This is a genomic window from Variovorax sp. 3319, assembly GCF_031456585.1.
Taxonomy (GTDB): Bacteria; Pseudomonadota; Gammaproteobacteria; order Burkholderiales; family Burkholderiaceae_C; genus Variovorax; species Variovorax paradoxus_P.
In genome coordinates this window covers 126712-149815 of the sequence record NZ_JAVDUZ010000010.1, presented here as the reverse complement: position 1 = coordinate 149815, position 23104 = coordinate 126712, and the positions used below count along the sequence as shown (strand labels likewise).

Here is a 23104-nt window from a genome sequence, read left to right as displayed (position 1 = left end):
GGTGTCGCCCCTTGAGGGGGAGTCGAGCTACACGAAGTGAGCGAGGGACGGGGTGGTCGGCTACATCCTGCAGCCACGGGCAGGGTCCGTCAGGCCCTTGATCGCGATGCTCACCAGCCGGTTCTCCTTGCCGTCCACCTTGCGCAGGTAGATGTCCTGCACCGGGTTGTGCGACTTGCTCATCGTGAACGCGCCGCGCGGGCTGTCGATCCTGGCTTTTTCGATGGCGGCGGTGAACTCGGCCTTCTTGCCGATGTCGCCCTTGGTGGCCGCAAGGCCCACGCCCAGCATCTGCGCCGCGTCGTAACCCTGCACCGCATACACGTCGGGCTGCAGCTTGAACGACTTGGCATAGGCCACGCGGAACGCGTTGTCGCGCGCCGTGTTCAGGCCGTCTGCATAGTGCAGCGTGGTCAGCATGCCTTGTGCGGAATCGCCCTGCGCGTCGAGCGTGCCGTCGGTCAGGAAGCCCGGGCCGTAGAGGGGAATGGTCTTGTTGAGGCCGGCGGCCTGGTAGTCCTTGACGAACTTCACCGCACCGCCGCCTGCGAAGAAGGCATACACCGCATCGGGCTTGGCCGCTGCGATCTCGGTGAGCAGCGCCTGGAACTCGACGTTGGGGAACGGCAGCGTGAGCTGTTTGTCGACCTTGCCGCCGGCCTTCTCGAAGCCTTCCTTGAAGCCGTTGACCGACTCTTCGCCGGCCGCGTACTTCCACGTGATGGTCATGACCTTCTTCTTGCCCTGCTGCTTGGCCGCCACCTCGCCCATGGCATAGGCAGGCTGCCAGTTGCTGAACGAGCTGCGGAAGATGTTGGGCGCACACATCGGGCCGGTCACCGCGTCGGCGCCGGCGTTGGGCACGATGAGCACGGTGCCGCTTTCCTTTGCGGCCTTGGCCATGGCCATGGCCACGCCGGAGTGCACTGTGCCCACGATCACGTCGACGTTGTCGCGCTTGATGAGCTTGTTGACATTGTCGGTGGCCTTGGCCGGATCGGATTCGTCGTCGACCTTGAAGTATTCGATCTCGCGGCCGGCGAGCTTGCCGCCCTGCTCGTCGACATAGAGCTTGAAGCCGTTTTCAATGGCCACGCCCAAGGCGGTGTAGGTGCCGCTGTAGGGCAGCATCAGGCCGACCTTGAGCTTGCCGGTTCCCTGGGCGCCGGCGGCAGATGCGAGGGCGGCGAATGCGATCGCGGTGAGCGCGAGGCGGGCGGTGCGAACCGGGGTGAATGGGGTCATGGTGTTTGTCTCCTGTTTTTGGCAATGAAAGAAGTGGTCGCGACGATGACACGATCCGGCTGATCGCGATGCGGGGAATGCCCGCATTCAGGGATTTCGAGCAGCTCGCATCCACTGACGCGCGCGGCGATGCCGCGGATCTGAGCGAGCGTGCCGTACTCGTCGTCGATACCCTGGATGGCCAGCACCGGGCAGCGGATGGTGTCGAGCTCGGCCTCGATGTTCCATTCGCGAAAGGGCGGGTGAAGCCAGATCCGGTTCCAGCCCCAGAAGGCCGAATCGGCGCTGTCGTGGTAGCGGCCGAGCTTCTTCGGCAGGTCGGTGGAAAGGTACGCAGTGCGCGCCTGCTCGATGTTGGCCACGGTCACGTCTTCCACGAAGATGTGCGGCGCCAGGACCACGAGGCCCTGCACCTCGTCGGGAAAGCGCGAGGCATACAGCAGGCTGATGGAGCCGCCGTCGCTGTGGCCGAAGAGCCAGGGCTTTTCATCGCCGAGGTTCAGCGCGGCGAAGAGGGCAGGCAGCACCTCGTGGGCCTGGCGGTGCATGAAATCGACGTCCCATGTTTCGTTTTCTTCACGCGGTGTGGAGCGGCCATAGCTCGGGCGAGAGAACACCAGGCCGCGCGCGTTGGCGGCTTGGCAGACCTGGGAGGGAAAGTCCTTCCACATGGCAACGGAGCCGAGGCCTTCGTGGAGGAAGACGATGAGCGGAGCCCCGGTGCGTTCGGGGGCGATCCATTGGCATTCGATGCGGATGGAGCGGTTGCGCCAATTGATGGTGGCGAAGTCGGTGCTCATCGCATTGCTCCTTCCCCCGCTGGGGGAAGGCTGGGATGGGGGCTCGCGGCGCTGGCAGGAGCCATGCCTTTGCACAGGCCGCTTGCCCCCACCCCAGCCCTCCCCCGAGAGGGGAGGGAGAAAGACGGGGAGCCGCTCATGCCTGCCTCTCCCGCTCACGCAACCTGAACCGCTGGATCTTCCCCGTCGCCGTCTTCGGCAGCTCGTGCACAAACTCAAGAAACCGCGGGTACTTGTACGGCGCGAGCCGCTCTTTCACGAAGGCTTTCAGTTCGTCCTCGCTCACCGACTGTCCATCTTTCAGAACCACGAAGGCCTTCGTCTTGGTGAGCCCGTCCGCGTCTTCCTTGCCGATGACCGCGGCCTCGAGCACGCCGGGGTGCTGCATCAGCGTGGCTTCCACTTCGAACGGCGACACATAGATGCCGCTCACCTTCAGCATGTCGTCGCTGCGGCCGGCATAGGTGTAGTAGCCGTCGGCATCGCGGGTGTACTTGTCGCCGCTCTTGGTCCATCCGCCCTGGAACGTTTCGCGCGACTTCTCGCGGTTGCACCAGTACATGAGCGCCGCGCTCGGGCCGCGGATGTAGAGGTCGCCCACTTCGCCGTCGGGCACCGGCCGGCCGTCTTCGCCGCGCAGCTCGACCTCGTAGCCCTCCACGGGCCGGCCCGTGGTGCCGTAGCGCACGTCGCCGGGGCGGTTGGAAATGAAGATGTGCAGCATCTCGGTGGAACCGATGCCGTCGATGATCTCGCAGCCGAAGTGCGCCTTGAAGCGCTGCGCAATCTCGCCCGGCAATGCCTCGCCGGCGGAAGAGCACATGCGCAGGGCCACGGCTTCGCGCGCTGGCAGCTTGGGCGATGCGAGCATGCCGGCAAAGCCGGTGGGCGCGCCGAAAAACACGGTGGGCTTGTGCTCTACCCAGCGGCGGAAGGTGGCGTCTGGCGTGGGGCGCTCGGCCATCAGCACCACCGTGGCGCCCACCGAGAGCGGAAAGGTCAGCGCGTTGCCCAGGCCATACGCAAAGTACATCTTCGCGGCCGAGAAGCACACGTCGTTTTCTGTGAGCCCGAGCACCGGCTTGCCGTAGAGCTCGGCCGTCCACCACAGGTTGGCGTGCGTGTGGACCGTGCCCTTGGGCTTGCCCGTGGAGCCGGATGAATACAGCCAGAAGCCGGGGTCGTCGGATGCGGTGGCCGCTGCAGATGCCATCGGCTCGGCGGCGGCGATCAGGTGGTCGAACTCCAGCGCGCCTTCGGGCAGCGCACCCGTTGGCTGCGAAACGATCAGCGTGTGTACTTCATGCGCGCCGCGGCTCATTGCCTCCTGCAGGCCCGGCAGCAGCGCACCGGACACCAGCGCGGCCTGCGCGCGGCTGTGGTCGAGCATGTAGGCGTAGTCGTCGGGCGTGAGCAGCGTGTTGACCGCAACCGGCACCACGCCGGCATACAGGCAGCCCAGAAAGCTCACGGGCCAGTCGCTGCTGTCGAGCATCAGCAGCAGCACGCGTTCTTCTCGGCGAACGCCGGCAGCCTTCAACGCGGCAGCAAGGCGGCGCGCGCGCTCTTCGAGCTGGCCGTAGAGGAGCGTTCCGCGGTCGTCGATGTAGGCGATGCGTTCGGCGCGGCCGCGGTTGAGGGCGAACAGGTGTTCGGCAAAGTTGAATCGTGCGGGCGGGCTCGTCATGCGTGTCTCCTTGGGGGCCGTGTTCTCTTGTCTCGGTTCTTCTTGCCAGAGGGGCTGGAGGGCTAGAGGCCGAGTTGCGCAAGCACGCCGGGGCTCGCTTGCACCGCGCTGCGGCGGTGATAGAAATCGAGCGCGCGCAGTCCGCCAAGCTCGGCGCCGCCACCTGCGCGGCCGGGTCCGCCGTGCAGCGACATCGGCATTACGTTGCCGTGGCCGGTGTGGGCTTGCGCCACGTCGGGCGTGACCACGTGCACGCGGCCATGGCTCGGCGCAACAGCCAATGCCGCCTGTGCCAGAGCGGCGTCGTCGCTGCCATAGAGCGACGTCACCAGCGAGCCCTGGCCGCGGTGCGCCAGCGCAATGCCGTGTGCAATATCGCGGTAAGGCAGCAGCGTAGCGACAGGGCCGAACACTTCCACGTCGTGCACACGCTGCGCCGCATCGGCATCGCGCGCGCCCAGCAGCACGGGGCCGATGCAGGCGGCCACCGAGGGCTCGGCATCGATCAGCGGCGTGTTGCGGCCGTCATGCAGCACGGTGGTTTGTGCAGACAGCGCTTGCAGGCCCTCGCTCACCGCATTCAATTGCGCGCGGCTCACGAGCGAACCCATGCGCACGCTCTCGTTGCGCGGGTTGCCCACCGTCACGCCCTTGAGCTTGGCGCCAATAGCCTCGGCAGCGGCTTCGTACAGCTCGGCCGGCACCAGGATGCGGCGGATGGCGGTGCACTTCTGGCCGGACTTCACCGTCATCTCGCGCACCACTTCGCGCACGAGCAGGTTGAAAGCGTCGCTGCCGGGCGCGTTGCCGGGCAGAAGCAGGGCGCTGTTGAGGCTGTCGGCCTCGATGTTCACGCGCACCGATCGCTCGGTAACGCAAGGGTGCGAGCGGATGGCCGCGGCGGTTTCGGCCGAGCCGGTGAACGAGGCCACGTCGAAGGGCTGCAGCGCATCCATCAGGCCGGCCGAGCTGCCGCAGATGACGGAGAGCGCACCCGCGGGCAGCACGCCCGCATCGACAACGTCGCGCACCATGCGCTGCGTAAGCCAGGCGGTGGCCGTGGCGGGCTTCACGACCACGGGTACACCCGAGAGCAGCGCCGGCGCCGCCTTTTCCCACAGGCCCCACGACGGAAAGTTGAACGCATTGATGAACAGCGCCACCCCATGCGTCGGCACCTGCAGGTGCTGCGACATGAACACCGGCTCCTTGCCGAGCTTCGCGGCATCGCCGTCGCGCAGCGCGCGAACATCGCCGAGGGCATCGCCCCACTTGGCGTACTGGTCGAGCGTGAAGATCGCGCCGTCGATGTCGACGGCCGAGTCGTTCTTCACTGTGCCGGAGTTGGCGGTCGCAATTTCGTAATAGGCATCGCGGTTGGCCTGCAGCACCTTCACGATGGCTGCAAGCAGCCCCGCGCGCTGGCGGTAGGTAAGGGCGCGCAGTGCGCTGCCGCCCTGTTCGCGCGCAAAGGCAAAGGCAGAGGGCAGGTCGAGGCCCGCGGCGTCGACGCGCACGAGCTCGGTGCCCAGCACCGGGTCGAACAGAGGCGTGCCGGTGCCCGAACCGTTTTGCCAGCGGCCGCCGACGTAGTTGGAAAGGAGTTCGGTCATTGGGTGAACTTGATCTGCCCTTCGGGCAACAGGTAGAGAACGAGCGCGCGGCCTTGCGCAACGGTCGGGCGGTGCGCGGTGCCGGGCCCGTAGACGCACCAGCCTGCGGGGCGGCCGTCGAAGGTGGCGCCTGCGCTGCCTTCGAGCGGCATGATCAGGTCGATCTCGCCGTTGGGATGCGCGTGGTGCGGCCCCGCGATGTCCCGCATGTCGACCACGTCGACCGAGAAGCGGTGCAGCGCGTCTTCCGCCTTGAACACGCGGCCGTAGCGGATGCCGCCACCTTCGCGCTCGCACAGCCAGCCTTCTGCCACGCCGCCGATGCAGGCCTGGCGCAGTTGCTCGAAGGTGGCGGTGCCCGCGCCGTGCGTGGCGTTCAGCCACTGGTCGAGTTGTTCGTCGAGCGGCCGGCCGGCAATTTCGGCGGTCAGGCCGGCAATCAACTGGTGAAATGCTTCCTTGCTGGACATTGGCGGGCTTCCTTTTTGGAGGCTGGCTGGCAGGGTGGCGCCACAGCGAACTTATGAACTACATTGCAGGATCGCTGCGTGTGCAGTATCTTGCTTGTGGTCGAACGATAAGCACCGAGCTAATAGGTGTCAAGCAATATAGTGCATATATGGTGTTTACCCTGAGCGCGCACAATCCCGGCCAGGAACGAGGACTTGCATGAACGAGCATGTAGACGCGGTGCTGTCCACCGCGCACGAGGGCAATCACGCCGGCAATGCCGCCGCGGCACCGGCCGGGGAGGCGCGCAATCCATTGCTGGCGGCGCTGGGCGACCGCGTGCGCAACCTGCGTGCGCAGCGGGGCCTGACGCGCAAGGCGGTCGCCATTTCGGCCGGCGTGTCGGAGCGGCACCTGGCCAACCTCGAGTACGGCATCGGCAACGCGTCGATCCTGGTGCTGCAGCAGGTGGCGGGCGCGCTGCACTGCTCGCTGGCCGAGCTGGTCGGCGACGTGACCACCAGTTCGCCCGAGTGGCTGCTGATTCGCGAACTGCTCGAAAACCGCAGCGAAACCGACCTGCGCCGGGTGCGCCTGGCTCTGGGAGAACTGTTGGGCACGGCCTCGGTCGATCCGGCGCGGCACCGCCGCATTGCACTGGTGGGCCTGCGCGGTGCGGGCAAGTCGACGCTGGGGCAAATGCTAGCCGACGACCTGGAGCTGCCTTTCGTGGAGCTGAGCCGCGAAATCGAAAAGCTCGCGGGCTGCAGCGTGCGCGAGATCCACGACCTGTACGGCACCAACGCCTACCGCCGCTACGAGCGCCGCGCGCTCGAGGAAACGATCCAGATCTACAGCGAAGTGGTCATTGCCACGCCGGGCGGCATTGTGTCCGACCCCGCCACCTTCAACGAACTGCTCGCGCACTGCACCACCGTGTGGCTGCAAGCCGCGCCCGAAGAGCACATGGGCCGCGTGGCCGCGCAGGGCGACACCCGCCCCATGGCCGCCAGCAAGGAAGCCATGGAGGACCTGCGGCGCATTCTGAACGGACGCGCCGCCTTCTATTCGAAGGCCGATCTCTCGGTGGACACCAGCGGCCGGAGCCTGGCGCAGAGCTTTCAGGCTTTGCGCGGCGTCGCCCGCCAAGCCATGGGCCTCGGCGCCTGAACTGAAGTTTGAAAAAAAGCGATTCAGGCATTGACTTGCCTGTTCGCATGCAGCATGATGCATGTCATCGGAACCAGAAGATGCATTATTCTTCCGGTCTGCATCTGCCCCCTACAGGAGACTTCCGTATGACCGAATCCACGACCCTTCAGGCGCCGCCGCGCGTCGACTACCGCATCGAACCCGCCCAATACAAGCACTGGAAGCTCAGCTTCGACGGCGCGGTGGCGCGCCTCGTGCTCGACATTGCGGAAGACGGCGGCATTCGCCCCGGCTACAAGCTCAAGCTGAACAGCTACGACCTGGGCGTGGACATCGAACTGAACGACGCGCTCAACCGCGTGCGCTTCGAGCACCCCGAAGTGCGCAGCGTGATCGTCACCAGCGGCAAGGACCGCATCTTCTGTTCGGGCGCCAACATCTTCATGCTCGGCGTTTCGAGCCACTCCTGGAAGGTGAACTTCTGCAAGTTCACCAACGAAACCCGCAACGGCATCGAAGACTCGTCGAAGCACTCGGGCCTGAAGTTCATCGCGGCCGTGAACGGCGCTTGCGCCGGCGGCGGCTACGAGCTGGCGCTGGCTTGCGACGAAATCTTGCTGGTGGACGACCGCTCCTCGGCGGTGTCGCTGCCCGAAGTGCCGCTGCTGGGCGTGTTGCCCGGCACCGGCGGCCTCACCCGCGTGACCGACAAGCGCCACGTGCGCCATGACCTCGCCGATATCTTCTGCACCAGCGTCGAAGGCGTGCGCGGCCAGCGCGCGGTCGAATGGCGCCTGGTCGATGCGGTCGCCAAACCTGCGCAGTTTGCCGCCGCCGTGCAAGAGCGCGCAGCGCAGCTCGCCGCCGGCAGCGACCGCCCCGCGGGCGGCAAGGGCGTGGCACTGACCCGCCTGGAGCGCGAGGAAACCGCCGACAGCCTGCGCTATTCGAACGTCGAGATCCAGATCGACCGCAGCAAGCGCACGGCTGCCATCACGGTGAAGGCACCCACCGGCACGCAGCCGGCGGGCGTTGCCGACATCGAGGCCGCAGGCGCCGCATGGTGGCCGCTGGCCGTGTGCCGCGAGCTGGACGACGCCATTCTTCACCTGCGCACCAACGAGCTCGACATCGGCACCTGGCTGCTCAGGACCCAGGGCGACGCAGAGGCCGTGCTCGCCTCGGACGCCGTGATGCTCGCCAACAAGAACCACTGGCTGGTGCGCGAAACCATCGGCGCGCTGCGCCGCACGCTGGCACGGCTGGATGTATCGTCGCGCAGCCTGTTCGCGCTGGTCGAGGCGGGATCGTGCTTTGCCGGCACGCTGGCCGAGCTGGCCTTTGCGGCCGACCGCACCTACATGCTGGCACTGCCCGACGATGCCGGGCGCGCACCGAAGCTCGTGCTCAACGAATTCAACTTCGGCTTCTATCCGATGGTGAACGACCAGAGTCGCCTGGAGCGCCGCTTCTATGAAGAAGCCGCGCCGCTCGACGCCGCACGCGCCGCCGCCGGCAAGCCGCTGGACGCCGACGAGGCGCTGAAGCTCGGCCTGGTAACCGCGGCCCCGGACGACATCGACTGGGACGACGAGATCCGCATTGCAGTGGAAGAGCGCGCCGCCATGTCGCCTGACGCGCTCACCGGCCTGGAAGCCAACCTGCGCTTTGCCAGCAAGGAGAACATGGCCACCCGCATCTTCGGCCGGCTCACGGCCTGGCAGAACTGGATCTTCAACCGCCCCAACGCCGTCGGCGAAAAGGGTGCGCTCAAGGTCTACGGTACCGGCGAGAAAGCCGGCTTCGATTTGAACCGCGTTTGAACCCGCAGTCCTTCGCACAACCCAAGGAACAACGATGAGCACGATCAACTACAGCGAGAAGATCCCCAACAACGTCAACCTCGGCGAGGACCGCACGCTGCAGCGCGCGCTCGAGGGCTGGCAGCCCAACTTCATCAACTGGTGGGACGACGTGGGCCCCGAGGGTTCGACCAACCACGAGGTGTACCTGCGCACCGCGGTGAGCGTCGATCCGCAGGGCTGGGCGCAGTTCGGCCACGTGAAGATGCGCGACTACCGCTGGGGCATTTTCCTGAATCCGGGCGATGCCAACCGCGAGATCCACTTTGGCGACCACAAGGGCGAGAAGGCCTGGCAGGACGTGCCCGGCGAGCATCGCGCCAACCTGCGCCGCATCATCGTGACGCAGGGCGACACCGAACCCGCGTCGGTCGAGCAGCAGCGTCACCTGGGCCTCACGGCGCCGAGCATGTACGACCTGCGCAACCTGTTCCAGATCAACGTGGAAGAAGGCCGCCACCTGTGGGCGATGGTGTACCTGCTGCACAAGCACTTCGGCCGCGACGGCCGTGAAGAAGCCGAGGCGCTGTTGCAGCGCACCTCGGGCGACGTGGACAACCCGCGCATCCTGGGGGCCTTCAACGAGAAGACGCCCGACTGGCTCGCGTTCTTCATGTTCACCTACTTCACCGACCGCGACGGCAAGTTCCAGCTGGCCGCGCTGGCCGAGAGCGCTTTCGATCCTCTGGCCCGCACCACCAAGTTCATGCTCACCGAAGAGGCGCACCACATGTTCGTGGGCGAAAGCGGCGTCTCGCGCGTGCTGGCGCGCACCGCGCAGGTCATGAACGAGCTGAAGACCGACGACCCGCAAAAGGTGCGCGCCGCGGGCTGCATCGACCTGGGCACGATCCAGCGCTACCTGAACTTTCACTACAGCGTGACCATCGACCTGTTCGGCGCCGACCAGTCGAGCAACGCCGCCATCTTCTACAGCTCGGGCCTGAAGGGCCGCTACGAAGAAGGCAAGCGCACCGACGATCACGTGCTCAAGGGCCAGACCTACAAGGTGCTCGAGGTGAAGGACGGCCAGCTCGTCGAGAAGGACGTGCCCATGCTCAATGCACTGAACGAAGTGCTGCGCGACGACTTCATCAAGGACTCGGTGGCCGGCGTCGGCCGCTGGAACAAGGTGCTCGAGAAGGCCGGCATTCCTACCCGCCTGGTGGTGCCGCACAAGGCCTTCAACCGCCAGATCGGCGCGCTCGCGGGCATCAAGATGTCGCCCGAGGGCCGCGTGGTGAACGAGGTCGAGTGGGCCGCAAAGAGAAACGAATGGCTGCCGAGCGCCGAAGACTTTGCTTTCGTGGCATCGTTGATGGGCCGCGTGGTGGAGCCGGGCAAGTTTGCCGGCTGGATCTCGCCGCCGGTGATGGGTATCAACCGCCAGCCGGTCGATTTCGAATACGTGCGTTTCGGCTGATCGGTATTGCTCCTTCCCCCTTTGGGGGAAGGCAGGGATGGGGGCAGGCAGCGTAACCACGACAAGCGCCGCTTGCCCCCACCCAACCCTCCCCCAGAGGGGGAGGGCTTCAGGAGAGAACAACATGGACATGGCCGTTGAAGCCGGGGTCATCAAGCAGCACCTGATCGACCCCGAGATCTGTATCCGCTGCAACACCTGCGAGGCCACCTGCCCCGTCAACGCGATCACGCACGACGACAACAACTATGTCGTTCGCGCCGACATCTGCAATGGCTGCATGGCCTGCATCTCGCCGTGCCCCACGGGTTCGATCGACAACTGGCGCACCATGCCTGTGGTGCGTGCGTACTCCATCGAGGAGCAGTTCACGTGGGAATCGCTGCCCGCCGAACTCTCGCCCGAAGAACTCGAGGCCGCAGGCGTTGCCGCCGGCAGCGGGGATGAAGCCGCACCGGCAGCAGCGCCGGCGCTGACGCAAGCACAGGCTGCCGCCGAAGCCACCGAGGCCGTCTTCAATTCGGCCCAGTACGGTGCCACCGTGCCGCCGTGGTCGGCTGCGCACGCCTACACCAATCTCTTTGCGCCCAAGTCTCCGACAACGGCCACCGTGGTCGGCAACTTCAACTGCACCGAAGCGGGCTTCGACAGCGAGACGCATCACATCGTGCTCGACTTTGGAGTGGTGCCGTTTCCGGTGCTCGAGGGCCAGTCGATCGGCATCGTTCCGCCGGGTGTCGACGCCATCGGCAAGCGCCACCATGCGCGCCAATACTCGGTGGCCAGCCCGCGCAACGGCGAGCGGCCCGGCTACAACAACGTGTCGCTCACCGTGAAGCGCGTCACCGAAGACCACCAGGGCGACCCGGTGCGCGGCGTGTGCTCCAACTATGTGTGCGACCTCAAGGTGGGCGACACGGTGCAGGTGGTGGGGCCCTTCGGCGCCTCGTTCCTCATGCCGAACCATCCCAAGTCGCACATTGTGATGATTTGCACCGGCACCGGCAGCGCGCCCATGCGCGCCATGACCGAATGGCGCCGCCGCCTGCGCAAGAGCGGCAAGTTCGAAGGCGGCAAGCTCATGCTGTTCTTCGGCGCGCGCACCCAGCAAGAGCTGCCGTACTTCGGCCCGCTGCAGTCGCTGCCGAAAGACTTCATCGACATCAACCTGGCGTTCTCGCGCACGCCGGGCCAGCCCAAGCGCTATGTGCAAGACCTGATGCGCGAGCGCGCCGCCGACCTGGCCGCGCTGCTGAAAGACGGCGCAAGCCACTTCTACGTGTGCGGCCTCAAGAGCATGGAAGAGGGCGTGGTGCTCGCATTGCGCGACGTTGCCACTGAAGCCGGGCTCGACTGGGACACCGTGGGTGCCGCGTTGAAGCGCGAAGGCCGCCTGCACCTGGAGACGTATTAAGCTGCGGCGCATGAAGTTCGCCGACTTTCATGCGGGGCAGGTCATCGAGGCCGGGCCCTACGTTGTTTCCGAGTCGGAGCTCGTCGGGTTTGCGCAAGCGTACGACCCGCAGTGGTTTCACACCGACGCAACGGCCGCGGCGGGCAGCGCCTTTGGCGGGCTCATCGCGAGCGGATGGCACACCTGTTCGATTGCAATGCGCCTGGTGGTCGATGCAGCGCTTGCGGGCTCCGAATCGTTTGCGTCGCCGGGCCTCGAACATGTGCGCTGGCCGCATCCCGTGCGGCCGGGCGACGCCTTGCGGCTCGTGGCCGACGTCATCGAGGTGCGGCGCTCGGAGAAGCGGCCCACGCTGGGCATCATGCGCTGGCGCTGGCGGCTCTTCAACCAGCGCGAACTGATGGTGCTCGATGTGGAAGTCACCAGTCTCTTCAGGCTTGAAGCGGGCAACTGACCTCCAATAAAAAGCAGCCCGCAACGCGAAAGCGCTGCGGGCTTCAGTGGCCGCTGGGGCCTTCGCCTGCGAAGCGGATTACTTCGTCACATCGACCGAGCCCGACCCCTTGGCCTTGCCGCTGGCCTTTGCACCGACGCCCGACGGCTTCACTGCACCGCCTGCCGAGCCCACCGCACCCGTCGCGCTGTTCAGCGTGCCGCCAACAGTGTTGGTCACACCGCCTGCCGCGTTGGTTGCGCCGCCCACCGCGCCCGTGGCGCCGCCTACGGTGTTCGTTGCGTTACCTACGGCACCCGTTGCGCCGCCGACCACGCCTCCGAGCGTATTGCCCAAGCCGCCTGCTGCGCTGCCGCCGCCACCGCCGGTGCTGCCGCTGGCAGAGGTGCCCGCCGTTGCGGCTGTTCCCGCCCCCGCCCCTGCACCTGCACTGCCTTGGGCCGGTGCGGTCTTGACCGCGCCAGACGTGTTGACATCGGCATTCACGCCTACACCGACTCCAACGCCTTGTGCCTGTGCAAAGCCGCTCAATGCGAGCAGGCTCGCGAGCAAGGTGCCGACGACGATGGACTTGTGTTGTTGTTGCTGCTTCATAGGTAACTTTTCCTTTCGATTGAATGGTCGGATGACCAGAACCGGCTTTGGGCCAGTTCGGTCGCTACCGTGACCACGCCGCCATATGTCGCCGTGTGCGAAGCAGCCGCTCACTTGCGTGGGACACCTCCGTCGGCGAAAAAGGGGGCTCGTGCGTTAGGGCGCCCGGTGATCAAGGCAGCAGGTGCGCGCTGAAGAAGGCGGTTGTCCTGCGGTTCAGATCGGGCAGTGCGGTGGCGCGGTCGAACGCGGGCGGATCGTTGAGCATGTCGCCGAGCAATCCCGTGAGCCCCGGCGGCAGCGGCGAGAGCAGCGAGCCATGTCCGCCAGTGGGCAGGTCGGCAATCAGTTCGCAGCGCGGCATGCACGCCGCGAGCACCCGGTCGCTGTGATGGCGCGGAACCAGCCAGCGGTCCTGCTGCGCGGTGATCAAGCCCAGCGGTACGCGTGGCGTCGCGAGCGTGGCCAAGTCGAAGTCCGCTGAAAAAGGAACGCCCGCCACCACCGCGGCGATGCGTGGGTCGTGGTGCTCAAGCGGCACCGCGTCGGTAAAGCGGCGGCGAATCACGAACAGCGCGCCCCACTTCCTGATGTGGTCGAACCAGCTTCCGGTCAGCCGCGTGATCAGGCCGACGCAGGCCTGGAAATCGCGTTCGAGTTCGGCCTCGCAATGCCGCGCGAAAGCCGCCGGCGACCAGCGCCCGCCTGCCAGGCTCAGCGCAGTGTGGCCCCCGGCCGATATGCCGTACATCCCGACCTTGTCGAGTGCGAGCAGCGGCGCAAGACGGGCATCGTGCGCGATCGAGTCGATGGCGCGCGAAACCTCGCCCGGGCGCATGGCCCAGCTGTCGGGCCCGGGGTTGCTGCCGTCCTTGTAGTTGTCGGCCTTGTGCTCGGGCATGGCCACGACGAAGCCCGCCTCCACCAAGCCCCGGATAAGGTCTGTATGAACCCAAGGAGCGCCGCCAGACCCGTGCGAAACGACGATCAGCCGGCCGTTGCCGCGAACCGGGTTGCCTTGCGCGGCCACATCCAGCGTGAAGCGGCCATGCCGCACCGGCCGGGTCTCGCCGCTGGAGGGGTAGAACACCGTTACCGGACCATCGCCCTCGGTGCCGGGAATCTCTGAAAGCCCCACAGCGCCATGCGCCAACCCGGCCAGCAGCGCCAGCCCCCAAGCCGGCAAGAAGAAAAACAGACGTTGCATTGAATCGAGGTCCTCGTGGTCGTCAAAGGCCCATGCCTTCAGCGACCCGGACGATGCCGCGGCGCGCCAGCGGCGTCTTGCCGAAAGCCGCAAACGCGGCTTTCGGCTGCCCGATTTCAGGAATCGGCCAGCTTCTGCTTACGGAATTCAGTGGGCGTGAGGCCGGTCGCCGTCTTGAATGTGCGGTTGAACGGCCCGATGGACTGAAAACCCGCAGTGAGCGCGATGGTGAGAACGGGCAACTCGCGCCTGTCCGGATCGGCCAGTGCGGCCATTGCCTCTGCGAGCCGAAAGCCGTTGACGAAGGCGCTGAAGTTGCGATGCCCGAGCCGCTGGTTGATAACCCGCCGCAGGCGGTACTCCGGAACGGCCAGCCGCGCGGCAAGGCTGGCGATGCTCAGGTCTTCGTTGCGGTAGGCACGGTCGACCGCCATCGCGCGCTGAAGCGATTCCACCAGCCGGTCGTCTGCGGGATCGGACGCGGCTTCGGGCCGGGCTGCGCTTGAGGAGGGCGCAGCGGCGAGTCCGGCTGCTGCAGGAAATACGGCAGGAAGTCCGGCGGGAGGCCCGGCCGGAGCTGCCGCGGCAAGTCCTGGCGGGAACAGCTCCGAAGCTCCCAGGCGCACCATCCGCGCAGTCACGACTGCCACGATCAGCAGCAACATTGCAACGTCTGCCGCCGCCCATGCACCTGACAACTGGCCATGCGGTGAGGCCAGCCTCACTCCGAGCATCGCGAGGCTGTAGCCGATGCCGGTCACCAGGATGAACACGCGCAGCCTGCGCCGCTTCTCCACCAGGTCGCCACGCCAGCAAGAAGCCGCTGCCAACGCGGCCAGTACCGCGAACACCAACGGCACGGCGCGCTGCAAACCCAGCGTGACGGCGGCCGTGGCCGAAGCGGCTTCGAGCGCGGCTGCGCAGTTGAATGCGGCCAGCGCGGCAACCGCGGCCCAGGCGGCGACATGCACCGGCCGCAGCGTGAAATCGTCGTCGAACAGCGCCTGCACGAACACCCAGAACAGCACCGCATTGCCGACGGAGATTGCAACCAGCGGCGCCTGCCAGGCCCTGGGCACGAGCGCCTCGAACGTCGGGGTGGAGCCGACCACCTGCACCACAAGGCCGAGCGCCAGCGCCGCGCCTGCACGCGCGGCCGGCAGGCGGGGCCTGTCGCGGCCCAGCACCAGCGCCAGCAGGAGCAGCAATGCGATCAAGACGCCGCGCAGGGCGGCGTCGGCAAGGGTCGAGGGCGCGGAGGCGGGCATGCGGCGGCTGGAGAAGGGAAGGAATGCCTTGGAAGCGGCCGAAGATAACAGCCGACCGACAGACAACCTTGGGACGCGAAGGGTCAAGATCGAGTGCGCCCGACATCCTGATTGTCACGCAACTAATAATGTTGCATGAAACGAGACAGCAAGCTTTCCGCAGTTCTCCACGTGCTGCTGCACATGGCCGAGACCGACGGGCCCGTTACGTCCGAATCGCTGGCCGTGGCCATGCACACCAATCCGGTCGTGGTGCGGCGGGTCATGGCGGGCCTGCGCCAGGCGGGCTTCGTGAGTTCGGCCAAGGGCCATGGCGGCGGATGGGTGCTGTCTTGCTCGCTGGCTGCGGTCACGCTGGGCGACATCCACAACGCCGTTGGAGCGCCCGCGCTGCTTGCGATGGGCAACCGCACCGAGAGCCCCGGCTGCGTGGTCGAGCAGGCGGTGAACGCCGCGCTCGACGGCGCTTGCCAGGAGGCCGAGGCCTTGCTGCTCGAGCGTTTCAACAGCATCACGCTGGCCGACTTGTCGAAGGACTTTCATCGCCGCATGACGGGCGGCGGCTTTACTCACAAGGACATTGAACATGCGCTATGACGCTCTCGTCGTGGGCGGCAGCTTTGCCGGCCTTTCCGCTGCGATGCAGCTTGCCCGTGCGCGCAAGAAGGTGTGCGTGGTCGACGCCGGCGCGCCGCGCAACCGCTTTGCTGCCGCCTCCCACGGCTTCTTCGGCCAGGACGGCACGCCGCCCCTGAAGATGATTGCCGACGCGCGTGCCAAGGTGCTCGCGTATCCGAACGTCACCTTCATCGAAGGGAGCGTGGCGGGCGCCCATGCCGACGGTGCTGGCGGATTCAACGCGTCGCTCCAGGACGGCCAGCAGCTGTCGGCCGGCAAGGTCGTTCTGGCGTTCGGCGTGCAAGACGGTTTTCCGGACATAGCCGGCGTGCGCGAACGCTGGGGCGCCAGCGTGCTGCACTGCCCCTATTGCCATGGCTATGAATTCAGCGGCAGGCAACTGGGCATCCTGCTCGAAAGCCCGCACGCGCCCGAGCACGCAATGCTCATCGCCGAATGGGGGCCGGCCACGCTGTTCTTGAACGGCAACAACACGGTCGACGATGAGGTGCGCGCCAGGCTGGAGGCGCGCGGCGTGGCCATCGAAACGGATCGCGTCGTGGCACTCGAAGGGCCGGGGCAAGGGCTGTCGGCCGTGCGCCTCGAGGGCGGCCGTCTCGTGCCGCTCGACGCCCTGTTTCTGGCGCCCCGCACGCGGCCGGGCAGCCCGCTGGCCGAACAGCTGGGTTGCGCCTTCGACGACGGCCCGTTCGGCCCGGTGATCCGCACCGACGCAATGAAGATGACCACGGTGCCCGGCGTCTTTGCCGCGGGCGACGCCGCCATGCTGATGCACAACGCCACGCTGGCTTCGGCCGATGGCGTGATGGCGGGGGTGTCGCTGCACAGGTCGCTGGTGTTCGAAACCTGACCTGCCGAAACCGCCTCAAAATCGCTCTATAATCGGAGCCCTGAAATGCGGGAATAGCTCAGTTGGTAGAGCGCAACCTTGCCAAGGTTGAGGTCGAGAGTTCGAGACTCTTTTCCCGCTCCACATTTCTTGCAAAAGGCCACCTTACCGGTGGCCTTTTCTTTTGGGCGCTGCAAAGTTTTCAGCCCCTTGCCGGCAGCACCGTCCCCCGGCTTTCCCCAAAGCCAATGCGCGCATGCCCCGGCTTCTCGCACCAGCCGCGCAGCAGAACCGCATCGCCGTCTTCCAGAAACCCGCGCTGCTCGCCGTTGGCCAGCGTGACCGGGCTCTGCGCGGCGCGCGTCAGCTCGATGATGGCGCCGGCCTCTCCTGGCCCCGGCCCCGAAATGGTTCCGCTGCCGAACAGGTCTCCGGGGTTCAGGGCGCAGCCGCCCACGGTGTGATGCGCCACCATTTGCGCCACGCTCCAGTACTGGTGCTTGAAGCTCGTGCGCGACAACCGCGAAGGCCCGCTCCTGTCGCTTTGCGCCTTCTCGCTTTCAAGCCACACCTCCAGCCGGATGTCGATGGCGCCGCTTTCGCGGTTTGCCGGGCTTTCGAGGTAGTCGAGCGGCTGGGGCTCGTTGGCGGGCCGTTTCCATGCCTGGCGATACGGCGCAAGCGCTTCCATCGTCACGATCCACGGCGAGATGGTGGTGGCGAAGTTCTTTGCCAGAAAAGGCCCGAGCGGCGCCATTTCCCAGAACTGGATGTCGCGCGCCGACCAGTCGTTGAGCAGGCAGATGCCAAAGATATGTTCTTCTGCATGCGCGAGCGGAATGGGCTCGCCCGCCGCATTGCCCTCGCCGATCCACACGCCAAGCTCCAGTTCGTAGTCGAGCCGCGCGCATGCCTGATACGTCGGCGCCTTGGCGCCTGGCGCCATCGTCTGCCCCTTGGGGCGATGAAAGCGCTGGCCGCTCACGCCGATAGTCGACACGCGCCCGTGATACGCAGTCGGAATCCAGCGGAAGTTGGGCGTTACGTCGCCATCGGGGTTCATCAGCCGGCTGATGTTCAGCGCGTGGTCGATGGAGGTGTAGAAGTCGGTGTAGTCGCCGATGCGCGCGGGCACCGTGTATTCGACCTCGGCTTGCGGCACCAGGCATTCGCGCACCGCGTTTCTCGTTGCGATGGGTGCGTCGCCCCGCAGCAATGCGAACACCGCGTGGCGAAGCGCTTGCCATGCGGCGCCGCCGAGCGCGAAGAAGTCATTCAGCGCCGGCAGTGCGGCGGCTCGGGCCGCGTCGAGTGCGAGCCCATCGAGCAACTGGCGCGCCGAAAGCGCCGCCATGTCGAGCACCTGGTCGCCAATGGCAATACCGCCGCGAAACGGCTCAGGGCTGCCCGCGCGGCGGAACACTGCGAAGGGCAGGTTCTGGATCGGGAAGTCGGTTTCCGCGGCATTGGCGGTGTCGAGCCAGCTCCTTGCGGCGACGTCATGCGTGTGGTTGAGCGCAATCATTTGTCTTGGTGCCCAGGGTTCAAACCGATGCCATCAATGCATCGTCGAAGATTGCCACCGCACGGGTCCAGCCCGCCGATGCACCGCGGATCTTGTGCGGAAAGCAGCTGATGAAAAACCCCGTGGGAGGCAGAACCTCGAGGTTGTGCAGCTTCTCGATGTGGCAGTAGCCAATGTCGCGCCCGGCCTTGTGGCCTTCCCAGATCAGCGAGGCATCCTTCGTTTCGCCGTACTTTTTGGCGGTATGCACAAAGGGTGCGTCCCAGCTCCACGCGTCGGTACCCGTCAGGCGCACGCCGCGTTCCAACAAATACATGGTGGCCTCATAGCCCATGCCCGCGCCGGCCGACACGTAATCGGGGTTGCCGTAGCGCGAACCTGCGCGCGTGTTCACCACAACAATCTCCAGCGGGCTCAGCGTGTGGCCGATGCGCTTGAGCTCGGCCTCCACGTCGTCGGCCGTGACCACGTAGCCATCTGCAAAGTGGCGAAAGTCGAGCTTCACGCCCGGCTGAAAGCACCATTCGAGCGGCACGTCGTGAATGGCAATGGCCGGCTTCTTCTCGCCCAGCGCCTTGTCCATCGTGGAGTGGAAGTGGTAGGGCGCATCGAGGTGCGTGCCGTTGTGCGTGGAAAGCTGCACCAGCTCCACGGCCCAGCCTTCGCCATCGGGCAAGTCTTCCTTTTTGAGGCCGGGAAAGAAGGGCTCGATCTGCTCGTACGTTTGCTCGTGCGTGAAGTACTGGATCTTCGGCGCAAAGGCGGGCGGGTCGGACAGCACATCGTTTTCGAGAAAGATCGAAAGGTCGACAAACTTGCGTGGCATGGCGGGGCTCCTTGCAGGGTATTGATGTTGGCGTGAAGGGTTCGTCAGGGCTGCTGCCAGCGCAGCAGCCGCTTCTCGGCAAAGGCCAGCAGCGCGTTGCTCACGAAGCCGATGAGCCCGAGCAGCACGATGCCGGCGAAAAGATCGCTGGCGCGAAACGCACGCGCCGCGAGAAGAATGGCCTGGCCCAGGCCGCTTTGCGATGCAATCATTTCGCCCACCACCGCAACGATGAGCGCAATGGTCAAGGCGAGGCGCATGCCAGCCAGGATGTCGGGCATGGCATTGGGCAGGCCCATCTTCCAGACGAAGGCGGCGCGCGACATCTGCAGGCAGCGCGCCACTTCCGAAAGCCGCGGCTCCACCGCCGCGAAGCCGTGCACCGTGGCCAGCAGCACCGGCCACATGGCGCCGAACGCCACCACGAAGAGCACCATGCCCGGGTTCAGCCCGAAGATCGAAATGGCCAGAGGCAGCAGCGCCGAAGCGGGCAGGGGGCGAATGAATTCGAGCGTTGGCTGTACCCATGCACGCACCGCAGGCGAGACGCCAATGGCCGCGCCCAGCAGCACGCCGAACAGCGAGGCCAGCAGCCAGCCTTGCACCATGCGGCCCACGGTGGCCTGCGTGAAGCCGAGCAGTTCGCCGTTGCCTGCGCTGCCGTTCGCGCCCGCGAGGTTGAGCCCTTCGAGCAGGCTTGCAAAGGTGGCTTGCGGCGTGGGCAGGAACACGCGGCTCACCCAGCCCGCGTTGCTCGCAACCCACCACAGCGCGATGAGCACGCACAGCACGCCAAACGAGCCGAACCATTCCATGCCGATGCGGCTGCGGTTTGCTTCGTTCATGGCAGCACCCCCATGCGCCGTGCCACCACCCGCTGCAGCAGCACCATGCCCGCATTGATCGCAAAGCCCACCACACCGATCCAGCCAAGCCAGGCAAGCATCAGCGCGGGGTCGAAGCTTTGCTGCGCGATCATCATCGCGTAGCCCATGCCGTTGGGGTTGGCCGCAATCTCCACCGTCACGGCCACCACCAGCGCCACCGCCACGCCAAGCCGCAACGCAACGAACAGGCGCGGCACGATGGCCGGCAGCACGATCTTGAAGGCACGCTCGCGCGCCGAGAACCCCAGCACGCGGCTCACTTCGAGCAGCCGCGGCTCGATCTGCTGCACCGCCGACTGCACCAGCACCAACAGCGGCCAGAAGGTGGCAAAGGCGACGATGGCCAGTTCCATTCGCACGCCGAAGCCGAAGGTCAGCATTGCGAGCGGAATCAGTGCCACCGAAGGCACCGGCCGCAGCACTTCGATCGAAAGCGAACCCAGTTGCGCCGCTCGCCGCGAAAGCCCGAGCACCAGGCCAAGCGCAATGCCGAGCACCGCGCCCAGCAGCAGGCCGAGTGCGGCCGTGCCCAGCGTGAAGCCCGTGGCCTGCCACAGCGAACCGTCGAGTGCGGCGCCCATGAAGGCCTTGGCCGCGGCGCTCGGCGGAGCGAGCGCATCGCTACCCAGTGCGGCCGCACGCCGCGCGTACCACTCAAAGGCGCCGACCAGCACGGCCGGGAAAACCCATGGGCGCAGCCAGCGAAAAATGCCGCCTTCAGTCATGGCCCTGCTCGATGAAGGCAAACAGCTCGCGGCGCAGCCGAAAATATTCCGGATGCTCCTTCGTCGTGAGCTGGTCGCGCGGACGCGGAATCTTCACGTCGATCATCCGCGCGAGGCTGGGCCGCCCCGGGCCGGGATTGGCCTGCAGCGCAATCACGCGGTCGCCCAGGTAGATGGCTTCTTCCAGGTCGTGCGTGACGAACAGCACCGTCAGCCCGTCGTCGCGCACCAGCCGCGCGAGTTCGTCCTGCAGGCTTTGCCGCGTGAGCGCATCGAGCGCGCCAAAGGGCTCGTCCATCATCATGAGTTCGGGCCTTTGCGCGAGGCAGCGGGCAATTTGCGCGCGTTGCTGCATGCCGCCCGAAAGCTGCACCGGAAATTTCTGCGCATGTTTGGCAAGTCCCACCTTGCCGAGCACGTCGGCAATGCGCGGCGCACGCTCGGCCGAGGGCACGCCCGCGGCCTCGAGCGCGAGGCTCACGTTGCCTTCGACCGTGCGCCAGGGCAGCAGTGCGCGGCCGTAGTCCTGGAACACGAACGCCACTTCGCGCGAAGGCTCCGTCATCTTCACGCCGTTGCGGCGTACTTCGCCCGCGCTTGCGGTAACAAGCCCGCTGGCCGCGCGCAGCAGCGTGGTCTTGCCGCAGCCGCTCGGGCCGACGATGCAGACGAACTCGCCGCGCGCCACGTCGAACGAAGTGGGCGACAGGATCTCGCGTCCGCCGAGCCGGATCGCAACGCCGTCGAAGCGAAGAAAATCGGCGGCAGCGTTCACTTGGCGATCAGCTTTGCAACGTCGATGGAGGTCTTCAGCATGTCCTGGTCCTTCATCAGCCCGACCCAGTAGCCCAGCTGCTTTTCGTTCACGGTGGGGCCTGGCGGCGAGATCTGGATCTTTGCGAGCACCTCGGGCGGCAGCTTGATGTACTTGCCGATGGCCGCGCGCACCCTGGCGTCGTTCTTGGGCTGCTGCATGAAGGCCGCAGCCTCGACCAGCGACTCGCGGAACGCACGCGCGGCGCCCGGGTTCTTTGCCACCCACTCGCGCTTGGCCGCGTGCACGATGGTCTGGTTGTTCTCCGGCAAAAAGGTGGAGTAGTACGAAGCGACGTAGCCCGCGCCGCTTTCGGTGATGCGGCTCATGAACGGGTCGGCAGACACCACCGCGTCTACCGAGCCGCCCCGCAGCAGGTCAGCATGCTGCGGAAACGATGCCTCGACGAAATTGACCTTGCGGTAGTCCACGCCGCTGTCCTTGAGCCATGCGCGAAAGGTCACGTGCAGGAACGCGCCGAGGCCGGGCACGCCGATTTTCTTGCCCACGCAATCCTGCGGGTTCTTGATGCCCGAGCCCGCGCGCGCCACCAGGCCAAAGCCGGTGATCGTCTTCGACGTGAGCCCGCCGCCCGCGACCAGCACCAGGTCGAGCCCGCCGTCCACCGCCTGCAGGAACACCGATGGCGTGGGCCCGCCGATCTGAAGCGAATCTGACTGCAGCGCCGCGGGAATGGTGGAGTTGAGCGGAATGAACTTGAGCTCCACCTCGAGGTTGCGCTTCTTGAAGTAGCCCTCTTCGGCGGACACGAACACCGAGGCAAAGTCGGACACGGCCGTGTAGCCGAACACGATCTTCGGGTTCGATTGCGCGCGCGAAGGCAGCGCCGCGGCAGCCGATGCGGCGCCCAGCACCGACAGCAGGGTGCGTCGTTTCATCATGTCTTTTGTCTCCTGGGAGTGGTGGTTTTCTTTGGCGGTGCCTTCGGCCGCGGCAGCGCCGCACGCAGCCCGCCGACGATGAAGTTCACGAGCATGGGCGTGGCGGCCGGATCGCTGCGCACGTTCTCGCCATGCGACAGCCGTTCGATGCGGCTGTCGTTCAGGTGATGCAGGAGCGCGCCCAGCGCAAACTGGTAGGCCCACGCCACCTGCCCGCGTGTGGCGTGCGGCATGGCAAGGTGCAGCGCGTCGATGTACGCCTCGGCCAACGGATCGAAGTAGCCGCGCAGCACGCGGTCGGCTTCTTCGGTGGCGTGATAAAGCTCGCGCGCCACCAGCAGCGCGTAGTACTCGCCCTCGGCGCTGGCGCGCAGCGCGAGCACGGGGCCGGTAAAGGCTTCGATGATGCGCGGCAGCGTGCGCAGGTCTGCCGGGTCGATGCGCACCGCCTTGAGGCCCGCCAGCCGCTCTTCGATGGTGTGGCTCCAGTGCTCGAAGATCGCATGGAAGAGTTCGTGCTTCGGGCCGTAGTAGTAGCCCACCAGTGCCAGCGGCACGCCCGCCTCTTCGGCAATCTGGCGGATGGTGACCGCGTGGTAGCCGTGCTGCGCAAAGAGCTTTTCGGCCGCCAGCAGGATGGCCTGCCGCCGGTCGGGCCGGGTGGCTTCGGCCACTGTGGCCGCTGCCCGGTGGGCGCTTCGTTTGGCGGGCGGGGTCCGGGTGTTCATCGGGCGTATTGAACGTCTGTACAAAACTATTGAACACACGTACAAACCCTGAGGTCAACC

At 66.3% G+C, this 23104-nt stretch carries 22 protein-coding genes and 1 tRNA gene; 8 read left to right on the top strand and 15 right to left on the bottom strand.

Annotation, left to right across the window (positions count from 1 at the left end; genetic code table 11):
• Positions 1 to 60 precede the first annotated feature (60 nt).
• From J2X67_RS20280 to J2X67_RS20260, 5 genes are all read right to left on the bottom strand, one after another.
• On the bottom strand, positions 61 to 1245 hold the full coding sequence (locus J2X67_RS20280) for an ABC transporter substrate-binding protein (RefSeq protein WP_309955850.1): 1185 nt from the start codon (positions 1243 to 1245) through the stop codon (positions 61 to 63).
• Positions 1242 to 2045: an alpha/beta hydrolase gene (locus J2X67_RS20275; RefSeq protein WP_309955848.1), complete on the bottom strand. Its 804-nt coding sequence runs from the start codon at positions 2043 to 2045 to the stop codon at positions 1242 to 1244. The genes J2X67_RS20280 and J2X67_RS20275 overlap by 4 nt, the downstream gene beginning before the upstream one ends.
• 136 nt (positions 2046 to 2181) lie before the next feature.
• Positions 2182 to 3732: a benzoate-CoA ligase family protein gene (locus tag J2X67_RS20270; protein ID WP_309955846.1), complete on the bottom strand. Its 1551-nt coding sequence runs from the start codon at positions 3730 to 3732 to the stop codon at positions 2182 to 2184.
• A gap of 62 nt (positions 3733 to 3794) precedes the next feature.
• Positions 3795 to 5345, bottom strand: coding sequence for a 3,4-dehydroadipyl-CoA semialdehyde dehydrogenase (locus J2X67_RS20265; protein WP_309955844.1), 1551 nt, complete (start codon positions 5343 to 5345; stop codon positions 3795 to 3797).
• The gene (locus tag J2X67_RS20260; RefSeq protein ID WP_309955842.1) at positions 5342 to 5815 is read right to left on the bottom strand and encodes a DUF4863 family protein; all 474 of its coding nucleotides are present in this window, start codon (positions 5813 to 5815) and stop codon (positions 5342 to 5344) included. Before J2X67_RS20260 ends, J2X67_RS20265 begins: the two co-directional genes overlap by 4 nt.
• Before the next feature lie 199 nt (positions 5816 to 6014).
• Here J2X67_RS20260 and J2X67_RS20255 point away from each other — a divergent pair, with 199 nt between their 5' ends.
• From J2X67_RS20255 to J2X67_RS20235, 5 genes are all read left to right on the top strand, one after another.
• The gene (locus J2X67_RS20255) at positions 6015 to 6965 is read left to right on the top strand and encodes a helix-turn-helix transcriptional regulator (RefSeq protein WP_309955840.1); all 951 of its coding nucleotides are present in this window, start codon (positions 6015 to 6017) and stop codon (positions 6963 to 6965) included.
• A gap of 128 nt (positions 6966 to 7093) precedes the next feature.
• Positions 7094 to 8770, top strand: a complete 1677-nt coding sequence (gene boxC, locus J2X67_RS20250; protein ID WP_309955838.1) for a 2,3-epoxybenzoyl-CoA dihydrolase — start codon at positions 7094 to 7096, stop codon at positions 8768 to 8770.
• Positions 8771 to 8804: 34 nt separating this feature from the next.
• Entirely contained in the window at positions 8805 to 10232 is a 1428-nt protein-coding gene (boxB, locus tag J2X67_RS20245; protein ID WP_309955836.1) for a benzoyl-CoA 2,3-epoxidase subunit BoxB, read from the top strand.
• 124 nt (positions 10233 to 10356) lie between these two features.
• Complete coding sequence (boxA, locus tag J2X67_RS20240; protein WP_309955834.1) at positions 10357 to 11646, top strand: benzoyl-CoA 2,3-epoxidase subunit BoxA; 1290 nt, start codon at positions 10357 to 10359, stop codon at positions 11644 to 11646.
• A 10-nt stretch (positions 11647 to 11656) separates the two neighbouring features.
• Entirely contained in the window at positions 11657 to 12100 is a 444-nt protein-coding gene (locus J2X67_RS20235; protein WP_309955832.1) for a MaoC family dehydratase, read from the top strand.
• A gap of 78 nt (positions 12101 to 12178) precedes the next feature.
• Here the strand turns inward: J2X67_RS20235 and J2X67_RS20230 are convergent, their stop codons facing one another.
• The 3 genes from J2X67_RS20230 to J2X67_RS20220 all read right to left on the bottom strand — a co-directional run bounded on the left by J2X67_RS20230 (position 12179) and on the right by J2X67_RS20220 (position 15169).
• Positions 12179 to 12694, bottom strand: a complete 516-nt coding sequence (locus J2X67_RS20230; protein WP_309955830.1) for an adhesin — start codon at positions 12692 to 12694, stop codon at positions 12179 to 12181.
• 172 nt (positions 12695 to 12866) lie between these two features.
• Complete coding sequence (locus tag J2X67_RS20225; protein ID WP_309955828.1) at positions 12867 to 13901, bottom strand: dienelactone hydrolase; 1035 nt, start codon at positions 13899 to 13901, stop codon at positions 12867 to 12869.
• Between the two features lie 116 nt (positions 13902 to 14017).
• The gene (locus J2X67_RS20220; protein WP_309955826.1) at positions 14018 to 15169 is read right to left on the bottom strand and encodes a helix-turn-helix domain-containing protein; all 1152 of its coding nucleotides are present in this window, start codon (positions 15167 to 15169) and stop codon (positions 14018 to 14020) included.
• Between the two features lie 135 nt (positions 15170 to 15304).
• Between J2X67_RS20220 and J2X67_RS20215 the strand changes: the two genes are divergently transcribed.
• From J2X67_RS20215 to J2X67_RS20205, 3 genes are all read left to right on the top strand, one after another.
• A complete protein-coding gene (locus J2X67_RS20215; RefSeq protein ID WP_309955824.1) occupies positions 15305 to 15766 on the top strand; it encodes an Rrf2 family transcriptional regulator in 462 nt (153 codons plus the stop codon).
• Positions 15756 to 16658, top strand: a complete 903-nt coding sequence (locus tag J2X67_RS20210) for an NAD(P)/FAD-dependent oxidoreductase (RefSeq protein ID WP_309955821.1) — start codon at positions 15756 to 15758, stop codon at positions 16656 to 16658. The genes J2X67_RS20215 and J2X67_RS20210 overlap by 11 nt, the downstream gene beginning before the upstream one ends.
• A 47-nt stretch (positions 16659 to 16705) precedes the next feature.
• Positions 16706 to 16781: transfer RNA gene (locus J2X67_RS20205), tRNA-Gly, on the top strand.
• A gap of 58 nt (positions 16782 to 16839) precedes the next feature.
• Here the strand turns inward: J2X67_RS20205 and fahA are convergent.
• From fahA to J2X67_RS20170, 7 genes are read right to left on the bottom strand one after another with little or no spacing between them, the layout of a single operon-like run.
• On the bottom strand, positions 16840 to 18162 hold the full coding sequence (gene fahA, locus J2X67_RS20200) for a fumarylacetoacetase (RefSeq protein WP_309955819.1): 1323 nt from the start codon (positions 18160 to 18162) through the stop codon (positions 16840 to 16842).
• 19 nt (positions 18163 to 18181) lie between these two features.
• On the bottom strand, positions 18182 to 18988 hold the full coding sequence (locus J2X67_RS20195) for a cyclase family protein (RefSeq protein WP_309955817.1): 807 nt from the start codon (positions 18986 to 18988) through the stop codon (positions 18182 to 18184).
• Positions 18989 to 19032: 44 nt separating this feature from the next.
• Positions 19033 to 19833: an ABC transporter permease gene (locus J2X67_RS20190; RefSeq protein WP_309955816.1), complete on the bottom strand. Its 801-nt coding sequence runs from the start codon at positions 19831 to 19833 to the stop codon at positions 19033 to 19035.
• Entirely contained in the window at positions 19830 to 20600 is a 771-nt protein-coding gene (locus J2X67_RS20185) for an ABC transporter permease subunit (protein WP_309955814.1), read from the bottom strand. Before J2X67_RS20185 ends, J2X67_RS20190 begins: the two co-directional genes overlap by 4 nt.
• The gene (locus J2X67_RS20180) at positions 20593 to 21375 is read right to left on the bottom strand and encodes an ABC transporter ATP-binding protein (protein WP_309955811.1); all 783 of its coding nucleotides are present in this window, start codon (positions 21373 to 21375) and stop codon (positions 20593 to 20595) included. Before J2X67_RS20180 ends, J2X67_RS20185 begins: the two co-directional genes overlap by 8 nt.
• A complete protein-coding gene (locus J2X67_RS20175) occupies positions 21372 to 22316 on the bottom strand; it encodes an ABC transporter substrate-binding protein (protein ID WP_309955809.1) in 945 nt (314 codons plus the stop codon). Before J2X67_RS20175 ends, J2X67_RS20180 begins: the two co-directional genes overlap by 4 nt.
• A complete protein-coding gene (locus J2X67_RS20170) occupies positions 22313 to 23044 on the bottom strand; it encodes a TetR/AcrR family transcriptional regulator (RefSeq protein ID WP_309955807.1) in 732 nt (243 codons plus the stop codon). The genes J2X67_RS20175 and J2X67_RS20170 overlap by 4 nt, the downstream gene beginning before the upstream one ends.
• Positions 23045 to 23104: the final 60 nt, after the last annotated feature.